We start from the raw sequence: 25,994 nt of genomic DNA on the forward strand, positions 1-25,994 counted from the left end.
AAGCGCGTTTTACTGTTCGGGGTCAATGATAATCACACCTTTCGCTAAGCGGCCGGCCAGCATATCTGCAAAGCCGTCGGCGACGTTTTCCAGTGTATAGGTTTTGCTGATGAGTTCGTCCAGCTTGATTTTTCCCGCGCCGTATAAATCGTACAGGCGGGGGAAGTCACGGCTGGGGTTACATTGACCGTACAGCGGGTTGATGTAAATTTTATCCCATTCAAACAGTTCACAGTCAAAATCGATACGCTGTTCGATTCCGCTGGCCTGTACCGCGGTGCCGGCGCTGCGAATCAGCTTAAGCGGGGCCGAGCCAAGGGCGGGTACCGCGGTGCACTCAAAGGCGTAATCGGCGCCGCGGCCGTTGTTAATGGCTTTTACGTCGCGGGCCACCTGATCAAAGTCTTTATCGTCTTTATTGGCGCGTACGGTATGAGTGGCGCCAAAGGCTTTGGCTTGCTCTAAACGCTCGTCGCTAATATCGATGGCGATGACTTTTGCCGCACCCGATAAGGCCGCACCTTGTATCACATTTAAACCAACGCCGCCGCAGCCAATGACACAGGCGGTAGAGCCCGCTTGCACCTTAGCGGCATTAACGGCCGAGCCCCAGCCCGTCATCACGCCGCAGGCGAGAATGGCGCCCACGCCAAAGGGAACGTGAGCGTCCAGTTTAGTGATAGCCTCTTGGCGTACGACGGTGTACTCGGACATGGTGCCTAAATGAAAAGAGCGCTCCACCGGTTTACCGTTAAGCTGGCTGGCGGCACCGTGGGCGTGACCACATAAGGTATCGGAGCATACTGGCGAATGGTTTTCGCAGATGTGGGTGTTGCCCTCTAAGCACTGAAAACAGTGGCCGCAGGGAATGGCCCAGTTAAGTAATACCCGGTCGCCAGGCGCCAGGTTGCTCACTGAACTACCCACAGCGTCTATCACGCCCGAGCCTTCGTGTCCCACCACAAAGGTTTTGTCCCAGTTCTGGATCGAATCCCAGTCGGTATGACACAGGCCGGCCGCTTTCAGTTTTACACGCACTTCGTGTGGGCCGGGCTCGCCCACGTCGATGCTGCGTAGCTCAAATTTGCCGCGGCCGTTGGACACTAGGGCTTTTGATTGTGGCATAGCTCCCCTCAAATTATCAGAAATTTGAGGTATTTGACCACTGAAACAGGGGGGTTACTATAATATCTCGCCCTAAAGTGTCAGATGTATGACATGCTGCTGGTGGGCGATAAAACGAGTGTTCGGCGTGGGAGTGACTCATCAATGAAGAAAAGTAATATCTACTGCGAGCCATTTTGTATTCGTCAGGGGCAAAACTTTGAGGTGCACCATGTGGTGTACAACCATGGTGATCCATACTCCTGCTTTATGCACTTTCATGAGGTGCATGAGTTGATTGTATTTGAGGAGATCGAAGGCAGCTTTTTTTATAATCAGGGGGAATCGGCGCTAAACGACTACGATTTGGTGTTTACTCCCGCGTTAGAAACCCACGACTTTGAATTGACGGAGCGGCCAAAAAGTTGGCACATCGTCCAGTTTTTACCCTCCGTGCTAGAGGACCCGAAACTTGCAGGCGCGGCCGATTTTTTCCGTTACGGCATGCACATGCGGCTCCCCGCGGAGCGTAAAGCCCAGGTCGCTCAAGCCACACATTGGTTGTTGCAAGCCTACGGTGAAAACCCTTTCAGTGAAAAATCCCAGCTTTTATTGGGGTTGTTGCTTACCTGTGTGGCTGAGTGTGCGACCCCAGTGCAGTCGCCTCATACCCAGCCTTTACAGCGGGCGGCAGGTTTTGAACGCCTGACCCCAATTATCAATTTATTTCGTCACAAGCGTTCGGTTGAGCTGTCGCTGAAAGAGGCGGCCGAGCTGTGTCATTTGTCACCCTCGTACTTCTCGCGTTTATTTAAAAGTGTGTTTCGCTACAGCTACAGTGAATATGGTATTCGCCATCGTTTATATAGCGCGGCTAGATTGTTGGTGCAAAGTGAGCTCAGTATTACCGATATCGCTTATGAGCTAGGTTTTTCTAGCCCCTCTCACTTTATATCGCTGTTTAAAAAGCAGTTTGGGGTAACGCCTAAAAAATACCATGATCAAGTGGTAGTGAAAGGGGCGTAGGCTGACATAACCGAAACACTGCAAGCCGAAACCCAGCCTTACATTATCAAATAGCGCCTAGGGCGAAACCTATTTGCTTGAATCAGTCATTGCTAGAGAGTATATTGCATACAATATACAATGATTGAGGTGGGTTATGTCTGATGGTGGCTCGGTATTGGTGACAGGTGGCGCTGGCTATATTGGCAGTCATGTCTGTGTAGAGCTAATTAGCGAAGGGTTTACACCCGTGGTGGTGGATAACCTATGTAACAGCAATCGCGAGGTAATGGATCGCATCGAAACCATTACCGGTAAGCGCCCTGCACTGTATGTCGAAGATATTTGTGATCGCGCCGCATTGGATAGGGTTTTTGCCGCCCACAATGTCGAGGCGGTGATGCATTTTGCCGGGCTTAAAGCGGTGGGCGAGTCGAGCACCATTCCCTTGTCTTATTACCAAAACAATGTCGCCGGTTCACTAACGTTGTTTGAGGCGATGGCGGCCCATGATGTATGCAAGCTCATTTTTAGCTCCTCGGCCACGGTGTACGGCGACCCGGCCAGTGTGCCCATCGACGAAGACTTTCCCATCGGCGCCACCAACCCCTACGGGCGCACCAAGCTGATGGTAGAGGAAATTCTGCAAGATATGTCCCGCGCGCCCAGCGCTAAATGGAACACCAGCTTGTTACGTTATTTTAATCCGGTGGGCGCGCACGAGTCAGGTTTAATTGGCGAAGACCCGCTGGGCATTCCCAATAACCTGGTGCCCTATATCGCGCAGGTGGCGGTAGAAAAACTGCCAGCTTTGCAAGTGTTTGGCGATGACTACAACACCCCCGATGGTACTGGTGTGCGCGATTACATCCACGTGGTGGACTTGGCCCGTGGTCATGTGGCGGCGCTGCAAAAACAACAGCAGCAAGACGCTGGCTGTCGTGTGTACAACCTGGGCACCGGTAATGGCTACTCAGTGCTTGAGGTGGTCAACGCTTTCTCTAAGGCTTGCAACAAAGCAATCCCCTACAACGTAGCGCCGCGTCGCGCCGGCGATATTGCCCGCTGCTACGCTAAAACCGAGCTCGCCGAGCGCGAGCTCGGTTGGAAAGCGCAATACGATATTGAGCGCATGATGGTCGATACCTGGCGCTGGCAAAGTAATAACCCCAACGGCTACCGCCAAAGCTAGTTCTGTTTACGAGAGATCTCATGAGCGTATTAAACGATAAAAGTCATCGCCGCTTTAACCCGCTGTTGGGGGAGTGGATTTTAGTCTCTCCGCATCGGGGCAAGCGACCCTGGCAGGGTCAGCAAGAAGCGCCACAACCAAGCGGCGCCGCAAGCTACGATGAAAAATGCTACCTGTGCCCAGGCAATACCCGTATTACCGGCGATGTAAACCCAGACTATAAAGGCACGTTTGTTTTTCAAAACGATTTTCCGGCGCTGCAAGCGAATAACGACGACGAAAGCTCAGATGATGAGCTGTTCCGCTATCAGGCCGCCAAAGGTGAGGCGAGGGTAATTTGTTTTTCGTCCGATCACAGCAAAAGCCTGCCGCAGTTGAGCGAAGCGGAGATCGGTGGAGTGATCGATACCTGGCGCGAGCAAATGATCGAGCTGGGCGAGCGTTACCAATGGGTTCAGGTGTTTGAAAACAAAGGCGCGGTGATGGGCTGTTCTAATCCCCATCCACACGGTCAGATTTGGGCGCAGGATACGCTGCCCACTGAGGCGGAAAAGATTGACCGAAATTTAAAAAGCTACTATCAGCGCCACGGCCGTAACTTATTGCTGGACTATGTAGAAAAAGAAATTGCCAAAGGCGAGCGCGTGGTTGAGGTAAACGAACACTGGGCAGTGCTGGTACCGTTTTGGGCGTGCTGGCCGTTTGAGGTGATTTTGCTGCCGCGCTTTGCGGCCAAAACCTTTGCCGATGTAAGCCCGGAGCAGCAACAAGCACTTGCCAGTATTTTAAAGCTGGCGCTGACGCGCTATGACAATCTGTTTCAGTGCAGTTTTCCGTACTCTATGGGCTGGCGAGCTCAACCGTTTAATGGCCATGCGAACGATCACTGGCAGTTGCACGCTAGCTTCTTCCCGCCCCTGTTGCGCAGCGCCAGTGTAAAGAAATTTATGGTGGGTTACGAAATGCTGGCCGAAGCCCAGCGTGATATCACCCCCGAGCAGGCCGCCGAACGCTTACGCGCCTGCAGTACGACGCATTATTTAGAGAGCTAACATCATGCAGAAAAAAGTAACCGACCGGTTTTTATCGATCTACAGTAAAAACGCTACCAGCGCATATTTTGCGCCGGGACGGGTGAATATCATTGGTGAGCACACGGATTATAACGACGGGTTTGTGTTTCCTTGTGCTTTAGAGTTTGGTACTTACATTGCGGTATCGGTGCGTGATGATAACCTTATGCGTGTGTGTGCGGGTAATTTTAATGACGAATTTAACCAGTGGACATTAAATGCGGATGTTGCTACCGATCCTAGTTGTTTGTGGTCAAACTATTTGCGTGGGGTTTGCTCGTTGCTGCTGGCGCAGGGGAACTGCCTAAAGGGGATGGATGTTTACGTAGAGGGTAATGTCCCGCGTGGGGCAGGGCTCAGTTCCTCAGCGTCGTTATCGGTGGCTTTTGCCAAAACGCTGAGTGAGATAAATAACCTGGGTCTAACCATTAACGATATAGCGCGCGTGGCACAATCGGCCGAGAATGATTTTGCCGGCTGTAGTTGCGGCATTATGGATCAATTGGCCTCAGCCGGCGGCAAAGAAGGGCATGCGCTACTGCTCGACTGTCGCGATCTATCGTTTGATTTGGTGTCTATCCCCGAGGCGTTGGATATTTTGATTATCGACTCGCGGGTTGAGCGCAACCTGGTGGGCAGTGAATACAACGATCGCCGCGCCGATTGCGAGCGCGCGGCTCAGGCGTTGGGTGTGAGCATCTTGCGCGATGCCACCCTGGATATGTTAGAGCAAAAGCGCGAGCAACTGGACGAGCTTGCCTACCGCCGTGCGCGTCACGTGTTGACTGAAAACGATCGTACCCAACGCTGCGCCAGTGCCTTAAAAACCGACGATCTGCCCACGGTGTATCAAACCATGCGCGATTCGCATACCTCGATGCGCGACGACTTTGAGATTACCGTCCCCGAAATCGATTTTATTGTAGAGACGATTGACGCTCAGCTGAATAACGACGGCGGTGTGCGTATGACCGGTGGCGGCTTTGGCGGCTGTGTGGTGGCCTTAGTGCCCAACGAGAAAGCGCAGGCGATCGAAGCCGACGTTAAAGCTAAATACGCCGAGAAGTTTGCCAAGGAGCCCAACGTCTATCACTGCAAAGCAAAAGACGGCGCACGGGTGCTGTACTCGTAAAACACCTGCGCCGCTAACCCGGTGCAGCCCGTAGCGTTGAAAAAGCCAGACACAAAAAAGCCAGCACGTGTGCTGGCTTTTTTGTGAGGTTAGCTTGGGCTTATACGCCCGAGCCACCGGTTTGCTGAAACGTGCCGCTTTCCAGTACCTGGCGCCGGGCCTTGTACTGACAAATATAGTTCCAGTTCCAACTGGCATCGTACTTATGGCACAGGCCCCACTCGATGCCGGCCATGGCGTCGTCGGAGCTTTCATAACCGGGCTTGCGGTACATGCCCATGGCCTCGGGGGCGCCCTTGATGTGCGACATAATGTCAAAGTTGACGCCATCCTCGGCCCACTGACAAGTGTTTTTTTCCGGGCCGTCGGTGGTAAGGATGCACGCCATGCCGTTGTTGTAATGCCACACCGCCACCTCGTGACCACTGTTGGTCACTGGGTTTAACGGCGATTTTGTGTAAGGGCCTAAAATATTGTCGGCAATGGCGACGCCGTGCTTGATCTCGCGGCCGCCAAAGTTCATGCCTTCGCCCATGATTTCGCCTTTGTAATACAGGTAGAACTGGCCTTTAAAGAACATCAGGCAAGGGTCGTGTACTTTGTGGCTGTCAAAGTCGCCGCGCTCTTTTACGTGAAAGCGGTTGTCTTCGTCGCCATCCCACACGCCGTTTTCGGCGGGGCTTAAAATGGGTGCGTCGGACTTGCTCCAGGGACCGTAGGGAGAATCGCTGTGGGCGATAGCAATATGCTCTTTACTGCGGTTTAGGTAGGGCGCCTGCACTACCTGGTATACCAGATAGTAACGGCCTTCGTGCTCCAGTACTTCGGGGGTAAAGCAGGCGCGGTCGTCGTAGCGGCCAGACTCGCCGGGTACTACCGCCGGGCCTTCTTCTGTCCAGTGGTAACCGTCTTTGGAGCTGGCGTGCCAGACTTCGGTTTTGTCCCAGGGGAAGACTTTATCGTCGGGGTTGTCGCTGCCAAAGCCCACTGTTTCGCCTTCGCCTTTGGTGTAATACACATGCAGGGTATCGCCGACGTTAATCACGGCGCTGGGGTCGCGGCGGATGACGCCTTCTTGGTAGGCAAAGTCGCCACCTAGGGGCTCAATGTCAAACTCAAAAACCCAATCGGCATTGGTGCTGTCGTAACCGCGCTCCAGCGCGCGCAAACTGGCTTTGCTTAGTGGTTTTTGACTGTTTTTTTGATTTTGCATGAGGTTGCTCTCGTGTTGCAGTGCAATGGGTACGACGTCTTGGCGGTTACGCCATCGTCATGTAAGCTGGCCCGCTGGCGGTATTATCGTTTGCCATAATAGCACCTGAGTGACCGATCACCTTGGCGGACATTCGGCAGCCCGCGGCAATTGCCTCCGGTGTGCTCGAACCGCCAATTCTGCTGGCAAGGTAAGCGGCGTTAAATGAGTCTCCAGCGGCGGTGGTGTCGACAATGAGGTTTACCTTGGGAACCTGAAACTCGCCTTGCTGCGCGCCGTTACGGTAGAGAATAGAGTCGGGACCGTTTTTGATAATAATCTCTTGTATGTCGTAAGCGGAGAGTAGCTCACAAGCTTGTTGGGCGCTCTCGCAACGGAATATTTGTTGTAAGTCATCCATGCCGGGTAGGGCGATATCACAGGCACTAAAGGCCCAGCGGTATTCCGTAAGGTATTCGCTTTCGGATTGCCACAGTGCTGGGCGAAAGTTTGCATCGAATATTACGGTTGTGCCTAGTTTTTTTAAGTCGGCGACCCAGCGCTTGAACGTAAAGCGGCTAGCGGGATCCAATATAGCAAGGCTAATACCGCTAAAAAACAAGTGGTCGGGGGTGGCTATCGCGTACAAGTCGATTAGTTTAATTGCATCGCGGGCCGCCGAGTTGCTGCGCCAGTAAGTAAACTCTCGTTCACCGCTGCTGTCATTTTGCACCATATAAAGGCCTAGGTGTTTGCTCGGGTGGGTCGCCATACAGTCGGTGTCCACACCTTCGTGTTCGAGCGCGGCGCGCAACCCTTGACTCAAAGCATCGCTACCCGTGGCCGAGAGCATTTTAACCTTTAATGCCGGTGGAGCCAGGCGGGCCAGGTATACCGCCACACTAAAGACATCCCCGGCGTAAGCGCGACGCATTAACGGGCCCTCTTTAGTGGTGAGCTCCAGCATCGACTCGCCAAAAATCAGAATGTTGCTCATAGAGAAAGTCCTTAGCGGCCAGGTGAAATTTGCTATTGCGACCATGGGGTCGGCTCTTTGTTTTGTTTATTGTATACAATAAATAGTTGACATGCGAGCATTCTTGTTGGATTATATAGGTGTGCAAGTTGAGATTGATTGCGAATGATGCCGGTTTGGGCAAGAGGTATCGCCGGGTCATCGGGTTAATCTGGGCTGTCATCCTTATCTCCGGGTAGTTGTTTGGCAATTATTTGTTGGGCAATACGCTTATACATGGGCTCTACTCATTTTGGCCGCAACGCTTAGGAGTTGCGGCTTTTTTTTGCCCAGAAATAAGCTAACTATTTATACTGCCACATTATTAAAATACACAAGATCAGGGCCGAGACTATGCAAACGCCACAGGTAAAAACAGCCATTGCGGGGTATCTCAGCAGTGGTAAATGTGCTCGACGTTACACCTTGACCAACACTCAGGGTATGCAGGCGGTAGTGGTGGATTACGGCGCAACTTTATGGCAGCTTCTGGTTCCCGATGCTGAGGGCAATAGCGCTAATGTCGTGCTGGGTTATGATGAGATTGGCGATTACGAAAAAGGCAGTTCGTATTTAGGTGCGCTTGTGGGGCGCGTTGCCAACCGAATTAAAGCCGGCGAGTTTAGTCTTGACGGAAAGCGTTATGTTTTGGCCAAACACGCTAACGATGTCAACCAACTTCACGGTGGGCGGGTTGGCTTTGATAAACACCTTTGGCAAGGCGAGGTGTTGGCGGATAAAGACGGCGCGGCGGTTGCTTTTAGTTTGCTTAGCCCCGATGGCGATGAGGGCTACCCGGGGCAGTTGTCGGTGCGGGTGGTGTATCGTTTAACCGACGCTAATGAGCTAATTATTTCGTACGAGGCAACCACAACGGCTCCCACGGTGGTTAACCTGACCCAACATAGCTATTTTAATTTGACGGGCAATTCCGCCGTCCCTGTTTATGATCATCGCTTGCGTATTGCGGCGGGGCATTATACGCCCACAGATGCCACGGGAATTCCCTCGGGCGATATCGTGCCGGTGCTGCACAGTGCGCTGGATTTTCGTACGGCTAAAACCATCGGAGAGGCGTTGCACAGTGGCGACCCGGTATTGGCTGATACCCAGGGGCTGGATCACAATTATTGCGTATCGGGTAATCTTGGCGAGGTCATCGCCGAGGTGAGTGAACCGTTAAGTGGTCGCACAATGCAAGTAAAATCGACCTATCCAGGTATGCAGTTGTATAGCGGTAACTTTCTTGCCGACGATGCGTGCAATAGCCGTAAGCCAATGGATAACCACAGCGGTTTTTGTTTGGAGTGTCAGTATTACCCAGACGCGCCTAACCGTCCGCAATTTGATTCTATTACTTTGCGTCCTGGTGAGGTTTACCGCGAAGTCACAAGTTACCAGTTCTCTTGGTAACTTGTGACCTCTAACCGTGAGTGGCGTTAATCTCGGGTGAGAGGAAGCCCTAGCAGTGTGTCGTGCGCGGTAATATACAAATAGTCTTCTTTGGTGTTGAGGGCGCAGTTGGCGGTTAAGCGCCCCGTGTGTATTTTAGCCAGCAATTCACCCTGTGGGCTAAATAACCATACGCCGCCCGGGGCGGAGGCGTATATCGCACCGCTTGAGTGAACCGCCATACCATCTGGAACACCTTTATCATCGGCTGTGCTCGCGTTGCGGGCATCAAACCAAACGCGTTTGTTGATGGCCTTGCCGTCGGATGTCAGGTTGTACGCCAGCCATATGGGTTGCTCGGCGTCCGATACAGCCACATAAAGCGTGTTGTTATCCGGTGATAACGCTATACCGTTGGGCGCCTTTACGGTGTCATCCAGTAGCGTCAGCTCACCGTCACGACTTAAACGAAACACACCACTGAACGCCAGTTCCCGGCGTGGGTCATTAAAGCCGTCGGTCAGGCCGTAGGGTGGGTCGGTAAAATACAGATTGCCAGCGGCGTCCAGCGTTGCATCATTGGGGCTGTTGAGACGTGAGCCCTCATAAAAACCCGTCATTGTTTGGTAGTGGGCCTTTGGGGTATCGAGTGGTGCTTGCATCCGAGCCACCCGCCGGTCGCCCTGTTGCAGTAAAATGAGTTGTTGCTTGTTGTCCAGTAAAAGCGCGTTAGAGCCGCCGTTGTCGTCCCCGCTGAACAGCTCGGTGGCGCCGGACTTGTCGAGATAGCGGCTAACCCCTTGGTGTGGGGAGTATTTGAAAATAACGTTGTTGGGAATGTCGGAGAACAGCAAATAACCCCCATCCTCGACCCACAACGGGCCTTCCGTCCACGCGTAGCCCGACCCGAGTGTTGTAAGTTGAGCTTTCGGGTTTATGTAATCGAGTGCTTTGGGCGAGAGTATTTCAATGCGAGTACTCGCCGCGGCATCGGTTGTTTTATTGGGTGGGCTTGCACAACCGGCTAACATCAAGATTAACAATGCGCCGAAGGCAGAAGCAACGTATCTTTTGTTCATGAGCGGCGCGCCTTCTTCTGCTGAATAAGTTTATTTATATTGCCTATGGCGGCGAGCATTAAGTGGCATGCTTGTAAGTAACCGCGTTGGTGAAATGTTGCTAAGGTCTCACCCTCAAGCTCGGCCAGCGCTTGCTCGTTAATGGTGTAGAGGCCGTCGTAGTTTTTTCGCTCGCCATCGTCGAGCGTAATACTAATTTTCGCCGCTTCGATTAAGTTGTTATCGCGTAGTGCGTTGATAAACTCGGTGGTTGCCTGAGCGCCATTGATAAGCGTACTGAGCAGGCTTTGCATCCTTTTAAAGTACTCGGTTGGCGTGCCATCGCTGTTATAAATTGCTTCACCTTTTTCGCCCCCAGAGGTGACTCTAGGGCTGTCCAAGTCGATCATGGCGACTCGGCGGAGCGGTTCGTCAGCGTTTTGTTGGCTTGCCACTAAAAATGGTTGACGGCGCACGTGCAAGGGTAGGTAGCTGGCGTTCCAGTGCTCCCCATTTAAATACAGGTTTTCGCCGCGGCTAAAACCGAGCAATGCATACAGGCCAAACTGGCCGGTTTGATCATCTTTGGTAAAACACACTGGGTAATCGATGCACAGGCTTCTTAACTCTTCTGCAATTACCGGCACCAAGTGCACCGCCTCGCCGTACTGGGCGCCCCGTTGGGTTAGTACGCGAATGTCGCGATGGGTTGCGGAATCTAAAACCGTTGGTTGAGTCATGGTGCATTCCCTCAATTTTACTATTGTTGAATGTGGCGCGACCGTGATTTATACGGAGGATAGGCCGTACTGATAAATTTTGTTGAGCAGTTCACGGTTACTTGGTAGGGCGCTGATAAGCTGTTTGGTCGCCTGGGCGTTGTGCATAAATTCTGCCGCGGCTCGTTGTTTTTGCACGGTGGATAATTGCCGTGTGGCAACGTCAGTGTCAAAACCCATGCCGTAAAGCACATACTGATAGCTGGCGGCGGGGAATACTTCGGTAGCGTGATCGAAATCGCTGTCCCACGGGGCCTGATGGCGCCAAAGCTCGAGCAGCTCTTGTAGGCTTGTGGGGATGGTGTCAGGGCGACGATTATCAATCCAAAAGTCGCTGTCATCGCGCTTACTGAGTAAATAGTGCAGCTTGAGAAACTCGATAATTCGCTCCCAGCGGTAACTAAACGTTTTGTTAAAGCGCTGCGCCACTATATCCATGACAGCACGGTTGCTGGGCAATTGGCTGGCGATCATATCGGCGGATATTTCTACCAGTACCAGCGCCGAGGCTTCCAGCGGCTCTAAGAAGCCGGCCGATAAACCCACCGCGACACAGTTGTTTTGCCAAAACTTAGTGCGGTGGCCCGGCTCGATAGGAATGTCTCGCACGGTGAGCTCATCCAGCCGGTGTCCGCTTTGCTCTGCATATTGCGCCAGGCGCTGGTAAGCCTGGTCAGCGCTGGTATGAGCGCTGGAGTACACGTGCCCGACACCGCGGCGGCTACTTAAACCGATATCCCAAATCCAGCCAGCCTCCTGTGCGGTCGAAATAGTATGCGATGCGATCGGGCTATCGGTTGACGGGTAGGGCAGATGTACTGCCAGCGCCCGGTCAATAAATAATATATCTTGGCAGGATTTAAACGGAACCTTGTAGTGCTCGCCGAGTAACAGGGATTTAAAGCCGCTACAGTCGATGAATAAGTCGCCCGCAATCTCGCGGCTACCCTCTGTGGTGTTGTCGATGGTGAGCGAGGCAATATCGCCGTTAACAGAAGAGTTTACGTCGGTTACGTTAGCCTTGATATGGCGTACACCGAGATTTTTAGTACAGTGCTTTTGCAAAAAAGACGAAAACGCGCCGGCATCAAGGTGGTAAGCGTAATTTGCGATGCCTGAGTATTCCGCCGTGGTAATGTTTTTGGGCGCTAACCCTTTAAGACACAGGGCATCTTGTGGGCATACGGATTCAGAAAATGATTTTTCCCGTTTTTGTCCGAGCCAGTGGGGAGCCAGATTGATGTCGTTAAAACTGCGCGGCAACATCAGCGGGTGAAAATATGTATCGTCAGGTGCGCCCGTCGTCCATTGGTTAAACTGCGCACCTTGTTTAAAAGAGACATGACACTCGCGGATAAAGTCCGTCTCGCGTATCCCCATTTTTTTTAACGTACTGCGCATGGTTGGCCAGGTTCCCTCGCCAACGCCAACGCTGGGTACGTTGGGCGACTCTATAAGGGTAATGCTCGGCGGATCTTCAAAGTCCTTGATAACCCGCGCCGCAAGTACCCCCGCGCATAGCCAACCCGCAGTGCCTCCACCCAGAATGATGATTGAGTTTATCGCTTGTGGCATGGGGCGCCTCCGAGGCAATGGCGATGAATTATTAACCGCTTTAAGAATAGCTCTTAACCTTAGTTAAGCGTTAAAAGCCATTGTTAAATAGGTGATCTTATTGCTATGTCGCTGTCGGAAAAAAGGCCGGCGCTAACGCCGGCCTTTTACTTTACTAAACGTCAAGCTTTAACCGAGGGTTAAAAGTTCGCGCGTACACCCAAGGTGTAGCGAGAGCCAAACTGCTCGGCAGACAATAGCTGCTCGGCGTAGCGGCCGTGTTGACGGCTGGTTTCTTCGGTGATATTTAAACCTTCAACAAAAACACTAACGTTGTCGGTAATATCGTAGCTGGCGTTTAGGTCCCACTGACCATACGCTTCGGTAAAGGTGGGTTCATTACCGTTTTGCGGTTGACCTGTACTTAACAAAAAGTCATCGCGCCAGTTGTAGGCTAAGCGTATTTGAAAGCCGTGTTTTTCGTAAAAACCAATTAAGTTGGCCGAGTCACTTAAGCCAGACAGGGCCAGAGTTTGGTCAAACGAGGTGATGTCGTACTCGGCATCACTGTCAACGATGGTGGCGTTGGCGATGGCACCAAAACCGCTACCGCCAAACATATGTTGCAAGTTGAATTCCCAACCGTCGACTTCGGTATTGTCTAGGTTGCCAGGGGTTCCAACGTCCCAGGTAATGATAGGGTCGCCAGCTTGCGACTGACAGGCCTGATTGGATGCATCTGGGCAGCCAGGGCGGGCGTTGGCACTTGGGTCGCGCAGTGGGTCGCCGTTTATGTCATAAATCTCACGTTTTTCAATAGTCGAGCCCAGGAAGTTATCAACGTATTTTTTAAAGTAACCCGCCGAGGCATAGCTGCCCTCAGCGTAGTACCACTCCACTGAGAAGTCTAGGTTGTCAGATTCGTAAGGTAGCAAGCTAGGGTTGCCTTGCGACGCTTGGAATGGGCCGCCAGGGCGTGCGGTGTTGATGTTGGTCGAGGGGAACAGCGCTGAAATTTCCGGCCGTGCCAAGGTTGTGCTGTAAGAGGCACGAGCCACCCAGTCTTCGGTCAGCTCAACTTTAACGTCTAAGTTAGGTAAAAAGCGTGTGTAGCCGCCTTCCAATGATTGCTCTGAAGGGGTGTCATCAAACACCGGGCGCAACTCATCGTCACCCACAAAGCCCATGGCTAAAATACCATTTTGTACGGAGGTACCTGTGGTGTCGGTATCTTCGTAGCGAAGGCCGGCATTAATGTCGACAGGCAGATTGTTAAAGTCCGTAGAGAAATCAAACGATATATAGGCCGCAACGGTTTCTTCTTCGACCCTGTTGATGGTGGCAGGGTCGACACTGAACAGGCCTTGGTCGTCAATGATGTCAATAAATTCAGCCGCACTGTAATCAGCTAAATACGGAAACAAGCCTTCGGGACCGTCTAGCTGGTCACCAAAATCACCCAGTGGGTTAAAGGTTAAATCGAGTCCGCTGATGTCGGCATTTAAGCCAAATACGGCGGTAAAGGTGCGATACGCATCGACATTGTACTCGGTGCTTTCTACACCAAAACGGATGGTGCGCAATGCTCCGCTATCGGCGTTGTCCCATTGCCCATCAATTTTGTACTGCTTGATGTTGTTTTCAACTTCATAGCCGCGCTTTTGATATAGGTCAGTGGCGATATTTTCTTTATCAAACGCACCGTAACCGGTCTGATCTTGCAGTGCCGAATCATCATAGATAATGGTGGGCAGATCGGTGCCGTTAATATCGGCGCCAATATCCACCAAGCCAATGGCGCCATTGCCTAGATCGAAGCGAGGGTTTTTCAGGTTGGCAATAGTTTCTGACTGTTCGCCATCGGGCTGCGAGTGCGAGGTTGAATCGTGGGCATCAAAGCTCAGCGAGAGCGTGTCGGTCACATCCCACTCAACATTTAAACCGATCGAGTCGTTCTCAGTCAGGAAGTGATAATCCCAGGCCCAAAAGTTTAGCTCGTCATTGGGGTTGCGAATTTGCGTTGAGGTACCATTGGCATCGGTCACGCTTTGCGGACTGTCAAACCAGTAGCTGGTACGGGTCATGTCAATGTTTTCTTCGTAGTTAGATACTACATAATCCAAGCTGGCGGTGACGTTGTCTACCGGAGCAAACTGTAGTACGACCTGTGCGTTTTCACGGGTACGCTGGTGGTTCGAGACGTCAACACCAAAGGTGTAAGGTGTCCAAAAAGAGCCGGTAGGGTTTTGCTCCAAATCAATGGCGCTGGTATCGGCCGAACCATAGTTGCGGTTCCAAGCCTCGGTGCCTACACGCTGGCTTTGGCTGTCGCGCTCTGAGTAAGAGCCAGACACCAACAAGCCAAACATATCGTCGGCAAACGTGGTGCTGATCATTGCGGATACTTCGGGAGTAACGTCATCACCTTCTTCGTTACTGAGATCCATCATACCTTTTACCGAACCTGCGGCGGTAAAACCGTCGTAGTCAAACGGGCGAGCGGTTTTGATATTGATGGTGGCACCAATGCCGCCCGAGGTGACATTGGCACGGCCAGACTTGTAGACCTCGACGCCCGATACGCTCTCGGCGGCAATTTCTTTGAAGTTGAAACTGCGGTTTACGCCTTCGGAGTCTAACGCCGTTGAGTTTGGCATTTGGCGGCCATTCATGGTGACCATGTTGAACGCCGGACCAAAGCCGCGCACGGTAACTTGGTTGCCCTCGTTGTTAGAGCGGTCAATGGAAACACCAGTCACGCGCTGTAACGATTCGGCCAGGTTAGTGTCGGGGAACTTACCGATGTCTTCCGCCGAAATCGCTTCAACAACGCCACTGGCATCACGCTTAATATCCATCGCGTCGGTTAATGATCCGCGAATGCCAGTAACGACTACCTCTTCAAGTAAATCGTTATCGCCTTGAGCGTATACGTGGGCACATGAAACGGCTGCGATTGCGGCTGACATTGTGCGCACGGCAAAATGATGATGGAACTTAGCCATGTTAGCTCTCCTAGTGTTGGCTTAGTTATTATTGACTGCGACGTATCGTAAGCAGCGTCCAGTCGCCCTTAAGGTTTAAGAAACCATAAGGGGTTGCTTATGGCGCTAAATGTAGACGTAAAGACCCATCTGAATTAGCGCTTAATAAGGTATCGCATAATTTACCGAAACTGACCCAATTGTCAACAAAATACAGTCTACATTATGGTTGAGAAGTGTAATTTTGCAATGGCAGCCCGCAGCAGCGGGCTAGTGGTGGCGCGCAATACGTTTTACTTAAAGCGCTTGGGGTAAAGCTCACTATTGACGGTGCGAGCGGCGTTAACCAGCGGTGTATAGGGCCTGTCGGCTACCGTGACAAAACCTACATTGTAATTTTCGCCGTCGTAAGCGCGCCCACTAACGGGTGAGTCCAGGTACTGAAACCAGTGCGCCCCGACAAAGTAGGGGTTGTCGATAACACTGTTCATATACGCGGTATACATGGTCGCGCGGTCTTGTTGCGATTGTGCGTGAACTAACCCCGGGTTAAATAGGCCGCTGTCAGTGGCACCGATATGAAACTCGCCAATAATGGCCGGTTTATCCAGCTGATCCAAAAATGCCCAAAAATCCGAGTCGAGCCCCTCTTTATAGTAGTTGTAACTGATAACGTCGGCGTACTTCGCGGCGGCGGCGCGGACCTCAGGGGTCATTCCCCAGTCGGCAAATCGCGCTCCCATGTAAAGATGATTGGGCAGGTGACGTTTAACAGCGGCATTTACAACGCGAAAGTACTCGCTGGCATAGATCTCGGTGAGCGCCGATAGGTCGGCAATCACACTTGCATTAAGCTCGTTTAATTGGACACCTTGAACAATGCTATCCCAGTGGGGGTAATTGCTGTTCCATGCTGAATTTAATGACTCTATGTTCGAGTATTTGTCCGCTAGCCACTGAGTAAACCTCGCCTTTGTTGGGCTGTCGCCATCCGGTAGGCTGAGTGTGTTGAGGGCAATACCGTAGCGGGCCTCTAAAGAGCTCTCAGAGCCCCAGCTTTTTTCGTTGTCGATAAACACCCCAATGCACCAAGGGCTGTTGTTTACCTCTTTGGCGACGCGCTTTAAGGTGATGTCAGCGCGCTTGGCAAACTCTGGGTCAAAAGGGTCTGGCAGCGGGCTCCAGTAATCGTTGCCGCTCGAAACCGTTTTAAAGTCGCCAATAATCCAGCCGTTGGCAAAGTAGGGAATGCGATCCAGTTGATAAAAATCTGGATCGAGCCAGTTTCCAAACGAGGTAAACCCCCAGTTGAGCATTCGGTCAACCGTGGTGTCGCGCCATTGCTGCATAAAGTCTGGCTGGGTTTCTGTCGCGTATTTACGCTCCAGATTGGCGCGATAAAAGCTATAACTCTCGCCTTGTGTTAATGGTCCGGAGTGAACCGAGCGGCGGTAGCCGTAATGCTTGCCCAGTGGCTCATGGTAATCGGGAAGCCAGGTAAATAAATCGGCGCGCAGTTCGGAGGCTACTTTGCGCGATTTGATGGCGGTATCCGGAACCCGGTTTAGGCCCTGAGAATCTTCGGGGGTAAGCTCGTTACCGCTGCGCGGTTGAATGAGCGAGTGATCAAAATCGTAGCCAGTCAGCGTGGAGGTGTTGGCCATGCGCACATTGGCGATGCCGTTAGAGAAAAACAAGTACCCCTCGGGGTCAACCAGCGTCCATTTATTCTGGTATTTTGCCACGCGAAAATAGCCGCTGGCTTGGAGTTTTGGGCCATCCTTCCAGCCGCTAAATGTCGAGCGGTCGGTCAGTGACCCTTGCGCTAATGTACGGCGCTCAGCTTTTTTATCGGCAATTAGCTGTGCTTTGCTAGCAACGTGGTACTCGCTGTTTTGTTTCGCATTTTGGCCAAACTTATCGATTAACCCAGTTAAGTAGTGAGGGTCGATTTGATTTGCCCGAACCAGTTGTGCGTTATCAATGATAAGTGTTTTATCTTCTAATAGTCCGCGTACGGTAAAAGATATTTCGTTAATGGCCGCGAGATCAAGTTGTTTTGTACCATGACGCCATATCATCGGAGCGGCGCTGCTTTGCCATTGTTTAGGGTTGGCTCGCAGACCCGAATCGGTGCTTAAGTCGGCGCCGCGCAACTCCATATAATAGGTGTTGCTTGAATGTGCCGGCACCACAAAACTGCGGTTGTGAACGTGACCCTTGGCGTCGGTGGCCGTCGCGTACAGTTGTGTCGATTGCCCAGATGGGTTGCTAATGTCCAGCGCAAATGCAAACTCGCCCATAGAGTTCCATTGCCAGGGTGAATATGGTCTTAAAGTAAACGACGCGCTATGATGGGATTTTGAATGCAACGTGATTTTTGCCTGGCCATTGCCGGATTTTTCGGTTGATTCGACACTACCGTGAGTGATTTTCAGCGCGTCGGGTAAGTCGCCATGATCAAAGTTGTATAAAGTTGTAAGGGTGGTAATGCCGCTGGGTGGTTGCGCTTGCTGCGGCGAGCAGGCCAACAATAGTGTGCACCCGAGTGGTAATAGCAACGATGTAACGCGTGATTTTATAAACATAACGAAACCTATAGTGGTGTAAGTAAGACGGCTATGGTTCAGTTGGCCGCCGCGAGGGAGTAATAACTTGCTGCGATCGCGAGGTTAATTATTTGGCTTCCTCGGGGTGTCGACGCTGAAAAATTGTCACTCACCCCGCTGCCCGCCGCTGTGTGTGTCAGCCATTCGCTTACGCGATTCATAGAAAACGCATTATTAAAATGGCCGCGAGTCAACGGCAAATAGCGAATGTTATCCAGTTTTATTGGCACCAAAAACGCTCAGAATTTTGCTACACAAAGGCGAAATTTGTCGCCGGTACCTTGCCTGTGCGAGTCAAGCAGTGATGCATAGCTCATCGATTACTTACCATGCAATTGGCGTTAAGTTGGACTCTAAAAATGTTCCGCTGTGCTGCATTGATAAGGCGGTAATGCTTTGTTGTATTTCGTGTGATGCGGTCTCTATGCTGGTGGGGGCATCGGGGCCGCCCATAGCTGTTTGTACCCAGCCGGGGCTTATGGCGGTTACCACAATGCTTCTATCGGCAAGTTTTACGGCTAAGCGGCGGGTAAGCACGTTCAGCGCCGCTTTGCTCATGGCGTACTCTTCAAAGGGGCCTGTCGGGTTAATGTTTTCGTTCAGAGAGGCTAGCCCCGAGCTCAACTGCACAACTTTGGCCCCCGCGCGCAGTTGTTTATCTAATGCTTGAATTAACAACGCCGGACCTGCGGCGTTGGTGGTGTAACTGTCGATAAAGTGTCGGCGGGTCCATTTGCCAAACTCTGCGTGGTTGGTGGTTCCGGCGTTATTAATCAGTAATGCAATGCTGTGAGCGCTTAACGTACCCGTAAACTCGGCAATGGATTGATCGCAGGCTAAATCTAACGGGAGCAGTGTCAGCATTGGGTGAGCCGCGCGCAGCGCCGCCAGTTCGTCACTGATAGAGCCGGGACGGTGACTGGCGATTACGGCGTTGCCGGCGTCGAGGTATTGGCGGGTTAGGCCGAGCCCAATGCCGCGGTTGGCGCCGGTAATAACAACTAAGCTCACGGGGTGTCCTCTGCGTTTGAAAATACGGTTTCTATGTGGTTAAGGCTAAGCCCTAAAGCTTGCTGGGCAATGCTATCGGCGTTGTCGCCGGCCAAGATGCTAACTATCACTCGTCCTTGTAGCTCAGCCATAACGACAATACGCCGCGCGCCATCGCGCAGCACAATGGGGGCAAAATGCTGTTGCATTAAGGCTAAATCATCCGCAAAGCTGTCGGCTTGGGTGGGTGTTGCGATCATCCAAGTGACTCCTATCCAAAGCATAAATCGGGAGAGCTTCATGGATCGATACCTATTCGCTGGTTTATCTGAGCGGCCGTTGCCCGTAAAGCTTGCACGATCGAGTCTTGATCGTGGCTTTGCCCTAGGTTGGTGGTAAGGGATGAAACCGCTACTGCTGCCAGCAACCCCGATGTTGCTTTGCCCACGAAGGCCGCGCAATCGGTCACACCTATGGTGATTTCGCTGGGCGCGCAGTGGTGGCCACTGGTGCGGATCTCGGCCAGCTGGTTGCTGAGAGCTCGCTTTTGTTGCGCGCTTAATGCTTTATAGTGATTGTCTGCCTGCAGTAATCGCTGCTGTTCTTCGCGATCAAGGTTTGCTAATAGCACCCGCCCTGAGGTGGTGCTAGCCAGCGGAAATAAAGTGCCTTCAGATATCGACAGTGACACCGGATGTGGGCTTTTTACCTGACTAACTACTATCAGCTGACTCTGGTAGGGCACGCTTAGATGACATGCCTGACCTACGGATTCAGCCAGCTCTTGCAGCGGTATCCGGGCCGCGTTGGTGAGTTGCTCGATGGGTGAGTGGGTGTGCGACAGCGCGTAAAGCTTAAGTGACAAGCGGTACTTTCCCGAGTTCTCATCCCGGTTTAGATAACCCCGAGCCTCTAAGTTGACCAGTATTCGATAAATTTCGTTAGGGCTACGTCTAAGCCCAGCCGCAATTTCAGTTTGCGAGCGAGCCGCGGATTCGGCGGATAAATACTCAATAATATCTAAGCCTTTATCCAGCGCGGGTGCAGAGTATTTTGTGGTTTTGTTCATAGGGATGCATTTGCTGTAAGTGATCTCGCGGGTATGCGACCTAGCTGCTATCGTCTTATTTTTGCATACAAACATATTGTATACAATCTATTGTTGATTTATATTGGCACCAGGCGTTTATATATAAATTTACATCTGGTGTAGCTATGACCCAAACAATAATCGAATTAAAAGGTATTACCTGGAATCACACTCGGGGCTTTATCCCCATGACAGCCACCGCCCAACGGTTTGAGGAATTAAACCCAAATGTGCGTATTAGTTGGGACAAACGCTCGCTGCAAGCGTTTGCCGATGAGCCGATTGATCAGCTCGCCAAGCGTTATGATTTGTTGGTAATCGATCATCCTTGGTCGGGTTTTGCCGCTCGCACCGGCGTGACTGTACCGCTGGACGATTGGCTGCCCGAGGCGTTTCTCGCCGATCAAAAAGCCAACTCGGTGGGCCACTCTTATGAAAGCTACCGTTTTGATGGGCGCCAGTGGGCGTTAGCGATTGACGCGGCAACCCCCGTGGCAGCCGCGCGTATGGATGTGTTGGCTGATATGGAGGCAAGTGTCCCCAACACTTGGGATGACCTTTTAGTGTTGGCTAAGCGCGGTGCAGTCGTGGTGCCCTCCATTGCCCAAGACACCTTGATGAATTTTTATATGTTGTGCTGCACCATGGGGGAGGACCCCTGTGTGCACGAAGACGAAGTGGTTAGCCAGCAAATGGGCGTAAAAGCGTTACAGATGTTGCGTGAGTTATCGGCGCTTCTGCCTAAAGGGTGTTTTGATTGGAACCCTATTCAAGTGTATGAGGCGATGACGGCGACGGATCGTTTTGCCTACAGCCCTTTTGCTTACGGATATTCAAATTATGCTAAGCCGGGTTACGCTCAAGGGCTGCTAAAGTTTAGTGACATGATCACTCTGCCCGGCGGCAATCGTTGCTGTACCACCTTAGGTGGGACCGGCCTTGCCATATCGGCTAGCTCGTCGCATAAAGATATTGCCGCTGCCTATGCTCAGTTTGTTGCCAGCCCGACAATGCAACAAGCTCAGTTTGTAGAGTTCGGCGGTCAGCCAGGGCACCGCCAAGCGTGGCTGGCGGATTACCCCAACAAAACAACCAATAATTATTTTAACGATACGCTGCCGGCGTTGGATCGCGCCTTCTTGCGCCCGCGCTATCACGGTCATATGTTTTTTCAGGATAACTCGGGCGCACCGATCCGCGAGTACCTGATGAATGGCGGCGACGAAAAACAATTGCTGACCAAGCTCAACCAACTTTACGTGCAATCTAAGAGCCAGAACCCATGAGTTTACCGTTAGCCGGTGTAACCGTGCTTGAATTTAGCCAGTATTTAGCCGGCCCTTATGCGGGCTTGCGTTTGGCTGATTTGGGGGCGCGCGTTATTAAAATCGAACGCCCCGGTAAGGGCGATGCTTGCCGTCAGCTGGCCACTAAAAATTTGTGGGCTGATGGCGACAGTGTGTTGTTTCATACCATCAACCGCAATAAAGAAAGCTTTGCGGCCAACCTTAAAGATCCGGCCGATGTCGCCACGGTAAAAAAGCTGATCGCTCAGGCGGACGTGATTACCCATAATTTTCGCCCCGGTATTATGCAGCGTTTAGGGCTGGACTATGAATCGGCAAAAGCCGTAAACCCCGAGCTTATTTACGGTGAGGTGAGTGGCTATGGCGATGCCGGGCCCTGGAAAGACAAGCCCGGTCAGGATTTGCTGGCACAATCGGTATCGGGCCTGGCCTGGGTTACCGGTAACGGTGATCAGCCGCCCACGCCGTTTGGCATCGCTGTGGCCGATATGCTCTGTGGTACTCATTTGGCTCAGGGTTTACTGGCGGCACTGGTGCGTAAAAAGCGCTTTGGGGTAGGGGCTAAAGTCAATGTTAGCTTGCTGGAATCTATTTTGGATTTTCAGTTTGAAGGCTTAACCGCCTATTTAAACTCCGATAACGAATTACCCGAGCGCAGCCAAATTGCCAACGGCCACCCGTACGTGGGCGCGCCCTACGGTATTTACGCCACCGCTAATGGCCACATTGCTATATCCATGGGAGATTTAAAAACCCTTTGCGATGCTATTGGGCTTTCAGGTTTGGAGGATTTTTACGGTGTCGATGCGCAATTTTTTGAGCGCGATAATATTAAAACCACCTTGCAAAAACATCTAAAAAACCGCACCAGTGGCGAGTGGTTGCAAATGCTGGAGCAGGGCAGGTATTGGTGCTCTGAGGTGCTCGATTACGAGGCTCTAACGCACCATGAGGCTTACCAACTGCTGGGTATGGAGCAAACCTTACAGCGCAATGGTGCCAGTTTAACAACCACGCGTTGCCCCATTCGCTACAACGGCGAGCGCATTTACAGCGATAAAGCGGCGCCGAACGTGGGCGCCGATAACGAGCGGATTCAACAGGAGTTTGCGCTGTGATTAAACCCCTGCAGGATATTACCGTACTGGATTTTACCCAGTTTTTGTCGGGCCCCTCGGCCAGCTTGCGCTTGAGCGATTTGGGTGCGCGGGTGATAAAGGTCGAACACAAATACAAGGGTGATTTATGCCGGAACATCTACGCCTCGCATTTAAACATTGCCGGGCAGTCGGGTTTTTACCAAGGCATTAACCGCGCTAAAGAAAGCCTGGCGCTCGACTTAAAAGAGCCGGACGATTTTGCCCAGGTGAAAGCCATACTGCCCCACGCCGATATTGTGGTGCACAATTTTCGCCCCGGCGTTATGGAGCGTTTAGGCTTGGGTGTGGCCGATGTTAAAGCCATCAACCCGAATGCCATTTACGGCGAGATTACCGGCTATGGTCACGAGGGGCCCTGGCGCGATCGCCCAGGGCAGGACTTACTGCTGCAAGCGCTGTCGGGGTTGGCAGGGTTGAGCGGCGATGAAAGCTCGGGCCCGGTGCCCATGGGGCTCGCTATTGTCGATAACCTGGCCGGTGCGCAATTGGTGCAAGGCGTATTAGCAGCGCTTTACGCCGGCGAAGGCGCTCTAGTGCAAGTGAGTATGTTAGAGGCGGCGCTGGATTTTCAGTTTGAACCGCTCACGCTTTATTACCACGATGGTGAGCCGGTCGATCGCGGCCAGGAGAATGCCGCCCACGCGTTAGTTGGTGCACCCTACGGTTTGTATAAAACCCAAGACGGCTACCTAGCACTGGCCATGGGCTCGATACCATTTTTAGGGGAGTTATTAAATTGCCAACCACTGTTGGCGTTTACCGATGCCGGGCGCTGGTATGCCGAGCGCGACGTCATTAAGGCGATTTTGGCCGAGCACCTACAGCACCAGAGTACCGCCCACTGGTTAAGTATTTTAGAGCCGGCCGATATTTGGTGCGCCGAGGTGTTTAACTGGCAGCAACTCGTGGCTCACGAAGGTTTTACTGTGCTGGATATGGTGCAAGAGGTGAACTCTCCTGGCGGTCGCTACTTAACCACCCGCTGTCCTATTCGCCTTGACGATCAGTTGCTGACCCAGCCAGAAGGTGGCCCGACACTTGGGCAACACAATAGCGCCCTGCGGGCTGAATTTACCGGTGCCAAACCATAACGGATACACGATGATTACGCTGACTAAAAATGGCCGTGTGTTAGAGCTAACGTTTAACCGCCCCCCGGCCAATGCCTACACCCTGGAGTTTATGCAAACCCTGGCGCAAAAGCTGGACGAGATAGACGCCGAGCAAGAGGCGAGTGTGGTGCTGTTAACAAGCACCAGCGATAAGTTTTTTTGCGCCGGCGCCGACATTAAAGCGTTTGCGCAAAACACCACCGAGCAAAACCATCAGCTGGTGGGCCAGGCGCGCGCCAACACCGCGCAAATGGAGGCCAGCGATAAACTGTTTATCGCCTGTATTAGCGGTCACATATTGGGCGGCGGGCTAGAGCTGGCAATGGCCTGCGACTTACGCTTTGCGGCTCACGGTGGTTATCTGTGGGGGCTGCCCGAAATTAAACTGGGGCTTATTCCCGGCAATGGTGGCAGCCAGCGTTTGGCGCGCTTGGTAGGCATGAGCAAAGCTTTAGAGCTGTTAGTCACCGGAGATACCTTTTCAACTCAGGAGGCGTTTGAGTTTGGGTTGGTGAATCGCTTAATGAATGTCGATGAGCTATTGCCGCAAGCACGCGAGTACGCGCAGCGCGTGGCAAAAGGCCCGGCGTTAGCGTTGGCAGCAACCAAGCAAGCGGTGCGCGGCGGTGTACAAATGAGTTTAGAGAACGGCCTGGCCCTTGAGAAAAAGCTGTGCGATACCTTGTACGACACCGAGGATGCCGCCGAAGGGTTTAATGCCTTTATTGAAAAGCGCGATGCAATATTCACCGGCCACTAATTGGCGCCTAACCGATGTGAGGACATAATAATGGCAACAACGCTAACACATTACCCCTGTTATATTCACGGCCAATGGACCGACGCCAGCAATGGTGCAACATTTGAGGTGGTCAACCCCGCTAACGAGCAGCCGTGGGCTACCGTGCCCGACTGCACCGATGCCGATGCTGAAACAGCCCTGAAAAGCGCGCGCGAGGCGCAGCCTGCCTGGCAAGCGTTGCCGCCTATTCAGCGGGCGCAATATTTGTTTAAGCTGGTGGATGCTCTAAAAGAAAAGCGCGATCATTTTGCCAAGCTGTTGGTGATCGAGCAGGGCAAAACCTTGCCCGAGGCCTACGGCGAGTTTGACGATACCCTTAACTATATTACCTATGCCGCCGAAGCGGCGCGCCGTATCGAAGGCAATATTTTTCCCTCAGACAATCCCAACGAACAGCTGTGGATTCAAAAAGTGCCCTACGGCGTCACGCTTGGTCTGTGTGCCTTTAACTTTCCCCTGGCACTGATTGGGCGCAAAGTAGGTCCGGCGCTGGTAACCGGCAACACCATGGTCCTTAAAGCCCACGAGGCAACTCCGGTAACCGCCTCGGAATTTTGCAAAGTGGTGGATGAAGTAGGTTTTCCGCCGGGGGTAATTAATCTGGTGAGCGGTGCCGGTATTGCTGTTAGCTCTTATTTGGTGTCCAACCCGATAACCCGATTGGTATCGCTTACAGGTAGCACGCGGGCAGGGCAAGCCATTTATAAATCGTCGGCCGACAATGTTTCAGGTTTGGTATTGGAGCTGGGCGGCAAAGCCACCTTTATTGTGCTGGAAGATGCCGATTTAGATCGCGCCGTCGAGGCAGCTGTGATCTCGCGCTACGCCAACTGTGGGCAGGTGTGCATCTGTGCTGAGCTGGTGCTGGTGCAGGAGAGTATTGCCCAAGAGTTTACTCGTCGCGTGGTCGAGCGCGTTAAAAAACTCACCTACGGCGATCCGGCGACCGACGTCAACATGGGCCCCAGTGTGACAGGCGAGAGTATTAGTCGGGTAGAGGCGATGGTGAACGACAGTGTCGCCATGGGTGCCAAAATTGAAGTAGGTGGCAAACGCCCTGCGGGTAAAGCTTTTGAAAAAGGTTTTTGGTTTGAGCCCACGGTGCTGAGCAATGTCAGCGCCGATATGCCGCTGGCAGAAGATGAAATTTTTGGTCCCGTATTGCCGATCATCTCGGTCAAGGACTACCAGGAGGCGCTGCAGATCAGCAATAGCCGAGAAGAAGGGCTCTCGGCGTATATTTTCAGCAAAGACATCCCCACCGTCATGCACGCGATTAATCACATGGAGGTGGGCACCGTGTTTGTGAACCGTCAAATTGTCGGTTACATCCAGGGTTACCACTCGGGCCATAAGCGCAGCGGCACCGGCGGTGAAGACGGCGTTTACGGTATCGAAAACTACCTGCAAAAACGCGCCGTTTATTTTAACTACGATTAACTGA

21 protein-coding genes are annotated in these 25,994 nt (G+C 52.4%); 10 read left to right on the plus strand and 11 right to left on the minus strand.

The features are described from left to right. Window positions 1-9 precede the first annotated feature (9 nt). The gene (locus tag ACGHAD_RS06595; protein ID WP_382416240.1) at window positions 10-1,125 is read right to left on the minus strand and encodes a Zn-dependent alcohol dehydrogenase; all 1,116 of its coding nucleotides are present in this window, start codon (window positions 1,123-1,125) and stop codon (window positions 10-12) included. A gap of 144 nt (window positions 1,126-1,269) precedes the next feature. Between ACGHAD_RS06595 and ACGHAD_RS06600 the strand changes: the two genes are divergently transcribed. From ACGHAD_RS06600 to galK, 4 genes are all read left to right on the plus strand, one after another. Beyond that, window positions 1,270-2,130, plus strand: a complete 861-nt coding sequence (locus ACGHAD_RS06600; RefSeq protein ID WP_382416238.1) for a helix-turn-helix transcriptional regulator — start codon at window positions 1,270-1,272, stop codon at window positions 2,128-2,130. Window positions 2,131-2,266: 136 nt separating this feature from the next. After that, window positions 2,267-3,301 carry a UDP-glucose 4-epimerase GalE gene (galE, locus tag ACGHAD_RS06605; protein WP_382416236.1) on the plus strand — a complete coding sequence of 345 codons (1,035 nt, stop codon included), beginning with the start codon at window positions 2,267-2,269 and terminating at the stop codon, window positions 3,299-3,301. Window positions 3,302-3,321: 20 nt separating this feature from the next. Next, window positions 3,322-4,353 (plus strand): UDP-glucose--hexose-1-phosphate uridylyltransferase, encoded by a 1,032-nt coding sequence (locus ACGHAD_RS06610; RefSeq protein ID WP_382416234.1) that lies wholly within the window; start codon window positions 3,322-3,324, stop codon window positions 4,351-4,353. A 4-nt stretch (window positions 4,354-4,357) separates the two neighbouring features. After that, the gene (galK, locus tag ACGHAD_RS06615; protein ID WP_382416232.1) at window positions 4,358-5,506 is read left to right on the plus strand and encodes a galactokinase; all 1,149 of its coding nucleotides are present in this window, start codon (window positions 4,358-4,360) and stop codon (window positions 5,504-5,506) included. Between the two features lie 100 nt (window positions 5,507-5,606). Here the strand turns inward: galK and ACGHAD_RS06620 are convergent, their stop codons facing one another. Together ACGHAD_RS06620 and ACGHAD_RS06625 are read right to left on the minus strand one after the other, a co-directional pair. Further along, window positions 5,607-6,719, minus strand: a complete 1,113-nt coding sequence (locus ACGHAD_RS06620) for a glycoside hydrolase family 117 protein (protein WP_382416231.1) — start codon at window positions 6,717-6,719, stop codon at window positions 5,607-5,609. Window positions 6,720-6,765: 46 nt separating this feature from the next. Then, entirely contained in the window at window positions 6,766-7,695 is a 930-nt protein-coding gene (locus ACGHAD_RS06625) for a sugar kinase (RefSeq protein WP_382416229.1), read from the minus strand. 372 nt (window positions 7,696-8,067) lie between these two features. On the opposite strand from ACGHAD_RS06625, the gene ACGHAD_RS06630 reads away from it, so the two are divergent. Continuing rightward, window positions 8,068-9,126, plus strand: a complete 1,059-nt coding sequence (locus tag ACGHAD_RS06630; protein WP_382416227.1) for an aldose epimerase family protein — start codon at window positions 8,068-8,070, stop codon at window positions 9,124-9,126. A gap of 26 nt (window positions 9,127-9,152) precedes the next feature. Here ACGHAD_RS06630 and ACGHAD_RS06635 read toward each other — a convergent pair whose 3' ends face one another. From ACGHAD_RS06635 to ACGHAD_RS06670, 8 genes are all read right to left on the minus strand, one after another. After that, a complete protein-coding gene (locus ACGHAD_RS06635) occupies window positions 9,153-10,184 on the minus strand; it encodes an SMP-30/gluconolactonase/LRE family protein (protein ID WP_382416225.1) in 1,032 nt (343 codons plus the stop codon). After that, complete coding sequence (locus ACGHAD_RS06640) at window positions 10,181-10,903, minus strand: SapC family protein (RefSeq protein ID WP_382416223.1); 723 nt, start codon at window positions 10,901-10,903, stop codon at window positions 10,181-10,183. The genes ACGHAD_RS06635 and ACGHAD_RS06640 overlap by 4 nt, the downstream gene beginning before the upstream one ends. A gap of 48 nt (window positions 10,904-10,951) precedes the next feature. Further along, a complete protein-coding gene (locus ACGHAD_RS06645) occupies window positions 10,952-12,517 on the minus strand; it encodes a tryptophan halogenase family protein (protein ID WP_382416221.1) in 1,566 nt (521 codons plus the stop codon). Between the two features lie 179 nt (window positions 12,518-12,696). Continuing rightward, window positions 12,697-15,501, minus strand: coding sequence for a TonB-dependent receptor (locus ACGHAD_RS06650; RefSeq protein ID WP_382416219.1), 2,805 nt, complete (start codon window positions 15,499-15,501; stop codon window positions 12,697-12,699). Between the two features lie 272 nt (window positions 15,502-15,773). Beyond that, window positions 15,774-18,068 carry a beta-galactosidase gene (locus ACGHAD_RS06655; protein WP_382416217.1) on the minus strand — a complete coding sequence of 765 codons (2,295 nt, stop codon included), beginning with the start codon at window positions 18,066-18,068 and terminating at the stop codon, window positions 15,774-15,776. A 345-nt stretch (window positions 18,069-18,413) separates the two neighbouring features. Next, the gene (locus ACGHAD_RS06660) at window positions 18,414-19,100 is read right to left on the minus strand and encodes an SDR family NAD(P)-dependent oxidoreductase (protein WP_382416215.1); all 687 of its coding nucleotides are present in this window, start codon (window positions 19,098-19,100) and stop codon (window positions 18,414-18,416) included. Beyond that, entirely contained in the window at window positions 19,097-19,381 is a 285-nt protein-coding gene (locus ACGHAD_RS06665; protein ID WP_382416213.1) for a DUF6786 family protein, read from the minus strand. The genes ACGHAD_RS06660 and ACGHAD_RS06665 overlap by 4 nt, the downstream gene beginning before the upstream one ends. Beyond that, window positions 19,378-20,148 carry an IclR family transcriptional regulator gene (locus ACGHAD_RS06670; RefSeq protein WP_382416212.1) on the minus strand — a complete coding sequence of 257 codons (771 nt, stop codon included), beginning with the start codon at window positions 20,146-20,148 and terminating at the stop codon, window positions 19,378-19,380. Before ACGHAD_RS06670 ends, ACGHAD_RS06665 begins: the two co-directional genes overlap by 4 nt. Window positions 20,149-20,294: 146 nt before the next feature. On the opposite strand from ACGHAD_RS06670, the gene ACGHAD_RS06675 reads away from it, so the two are divergent. Genes ACGHAD_RS06675 through ACGHAD_RS06695 form a run of 5 tightly spaced genes read left to right on the plus strand, consistent with a single transcriptional unit; the run spans window position 20,295 to window position 25,990 of the window. Continuing rightward, window positions 20,295-21,455: an extracellular solute-binding protein gene (locus tag ACGHAD_RS06675; protein ID WP_382416210.1), complete on the plus strand. Its 1,161-nt coding sequence runs from the start codon at window positions 20,295-20,297 to the stop codon at window positions 21,453-21,455. After that, complete coding sequence (locus tag ACGHAD_RS06680; RefSeq protein WP_382416208.1) at window positions 21,452-22,594, plus strand: CaiB/BaiF CoA transferase family protein; 1,143 nt, start codon at window positions 21,452-21,454, stop codon at window positions 22,592-22,594. Before ACGHAD_RS06675 ends, ACGHAD_RS06680 begins: the two co-directional genes overlap by 4 nt. After that, on the plus strand, window positions 22,591-23,727 hold the full coding sequence (locus ACGHAD_RS06685) for a CaiB/BaiF CoA transferase family protein (RefSeq protein ID WP_382416206.1): 1,137 nt from the start codon (window positions 22,591-22,593) through the stop codon (window positions 23,725-23,727). The genes ACGHAD_RS06680 and ACGHAD_RS06685 overlap by 4 nt, the downstream gene beginning before the upstream one ends. Before the next feature lie 10 nt (window positions 23,728-23,737). Next, window positions 23,738-24,508 (plus strand): enoyl-CoA hydratase/isomerase family protein, encoded by a 771-nt coding sequence (locus ACGHAD_RS06690; RefSeq protein WP_382416204.1) that lies wholly within the window; start codon window positions 23,738-23,740, stop codon window positions 24,506-24,508. Window positions 24,509-24,538: 30 nt separating this feature from the next. Continuing rightward, window positions 24,539-25,990 carry an aldehyde dehydrogenase family protein gene (locus tag ACGHAD_RS06695; protein WP_382416202.1) on the plus strand — a complete coding sequence of 484 codons (1,452 nt, stop codon included), beginning with the start codon at window positions 24,539-24,541 and terminating at the stop codon, window positions 25,988-25,990. Window positions 25,991-25,994 lie beyond the last annotated feature (4 nt).

This window comes from Gilvimarinus japonicus, assembly GCF_042847215.1.
Classification (GTDB): Bacteria; Pseudomonadota; Gammaproteobacteria; order Pseudomonadales; family Cellvibrionaceae; genus Gilvimarinus; species Gilvimarinus japonicus.

Excerpts from the sequence above, each read along its gene's own strand:
- ACGHAD_RS06595 (WP_382416240.1), bottom strand. The coding sequence starts at position 1,125 with ATGCCACAATCAAAAGCCCTAGTGTCCAACGGCCGCGGCAAATTTGAG.
- ACGHAD_RS06630 (WP_382416227.1), top strand. The coding sequence starts at position 8,068 with ATGCAAACGCCACAGGTAAAAACAGCCATTGCGGGGTATCTCAGCAGT.
- ACGHAD_RS06645 (WP_382416221.1), bottom strand. The coding sequence starts at position 12,517 with ATGCCACAAGCGATAAACTCAATCATCATTCTGGGTGGAGGCACTGCG.
- ACGHAD_RS06625 (WP_382416229.1), bottom strand. The coding sequence starts at position 7,695 with ATGAGCAACATTCTGATTTTTGGCGAGTCGATGCTGGAGCTCACCACT.
- ACGHAD_RS06680 (WP_382416208.1), top strand. The coding sequence starts at position 21,452 with ATGAGTTTACCGTTAGCCGGTGTAACCGTGCTTGAATTTAGCCAGTAT.
- ACGHAD_RS06675 (WP_382416210.1), top strand. The coding sequence starts at position 20,295 with ATGACCCAAACAATAATCGAATTAAAAGGTATTACCTGGAATCACACT.
- ACGHAD_RS06695 (WP_382416202.1), top strand. The coding sequence starts at position 24,539 with ATGGCAACAACGCTAACACATTACCCCTGTTATATTCACGGCCAATGG.
- ACGHAD_RS06610 (WP_382416234.1), top strand. The coding sequence starts at position 3,322 with ATGAGCGTATTAAACGATAAAAGTCATCGCCGCTTTAACCCGCTGTTG.
- ACGHAD_RS06640 (WP_382416223.1), bottom strand. The coding sequence starts at position 10,903 with ATGACTCAACCAACGGTTTTAGATTCCGCAACCCATCGCGACATTCGC.
- galK (WP_382416232.1), top strand. The coding sequence starts at position 4,358 with ATGCAGAAAAAAGTAACCGACCGGTTTTTATCGATCTACAGTAAAAAC.
- ACGHAD_RS06665 (WP_382416213.1), bottom strand. The coding sequence starts at position 19,381 with ATGAAGCTCTCCCGATTTATGCTTTGGATAGGAGTCACTTGGATGATC.
- galE (WP_382416236.1), top strand. The coding sequence starts at position 2,267 with ATGTCTGATGGTGGCTCGGTATTGGTGACAGGTGGCGCTGGCTATATT.
- ACGHAD_RS06650 (WP_382416219.1), bottom strand. The coding sequence starts at position 15,501 with ATGGCTAAGTTCCATCATCATTTTGCCGTGCGCACAATGTCAGCCGCA.
- ACGHAD_RS06670 (WP_382416212.1), bottom strand. The coding sequence starts at position 20,148 with ATGAACAAAACCACAAAATACTCTGCACCCGCGCTGGATAAAGGCTTA.
- ACGHAD_RS06635 (WP_382416225.1), bottom strand. The coding sequence starts at position 10,184 with ATGAACAAAAGATACGTTGCTTCTGCCTTCGGCGCATTGTTAATCTTG.
- ACGHAD_RS06600 (WP_382416238.1), top strand. The coding sequence starts at position 1,270 with ATGAAGAAAAGTAATATCTACTGCGAGCCATTTTGTATTCGTCAGGGG.
- ACGHAD_RS06690 (WP_382416204.1), top strand. The coding sequence starts at position 23,738 with ATGATTACGCTGACTAAAAATGGCCGTGTGTTAGAGCTAACGTTTAAC.
- ACGHAD_RS06620 (WP_382416231.1), bottom strand. The coding sequence starts at position 6,719 with ATGCAAAATCAAAAAAACAGTCAAAAACCACTAAGCAAAGCCAGTTTG.
- ACGHAD_RS06655 (WP_382416217.1), bottom strand. The coding sequence starts at position 18,068 with ATGTTTATAAAATCACGCGTTACATCGTTGCTATTACCACTCGGGTGC.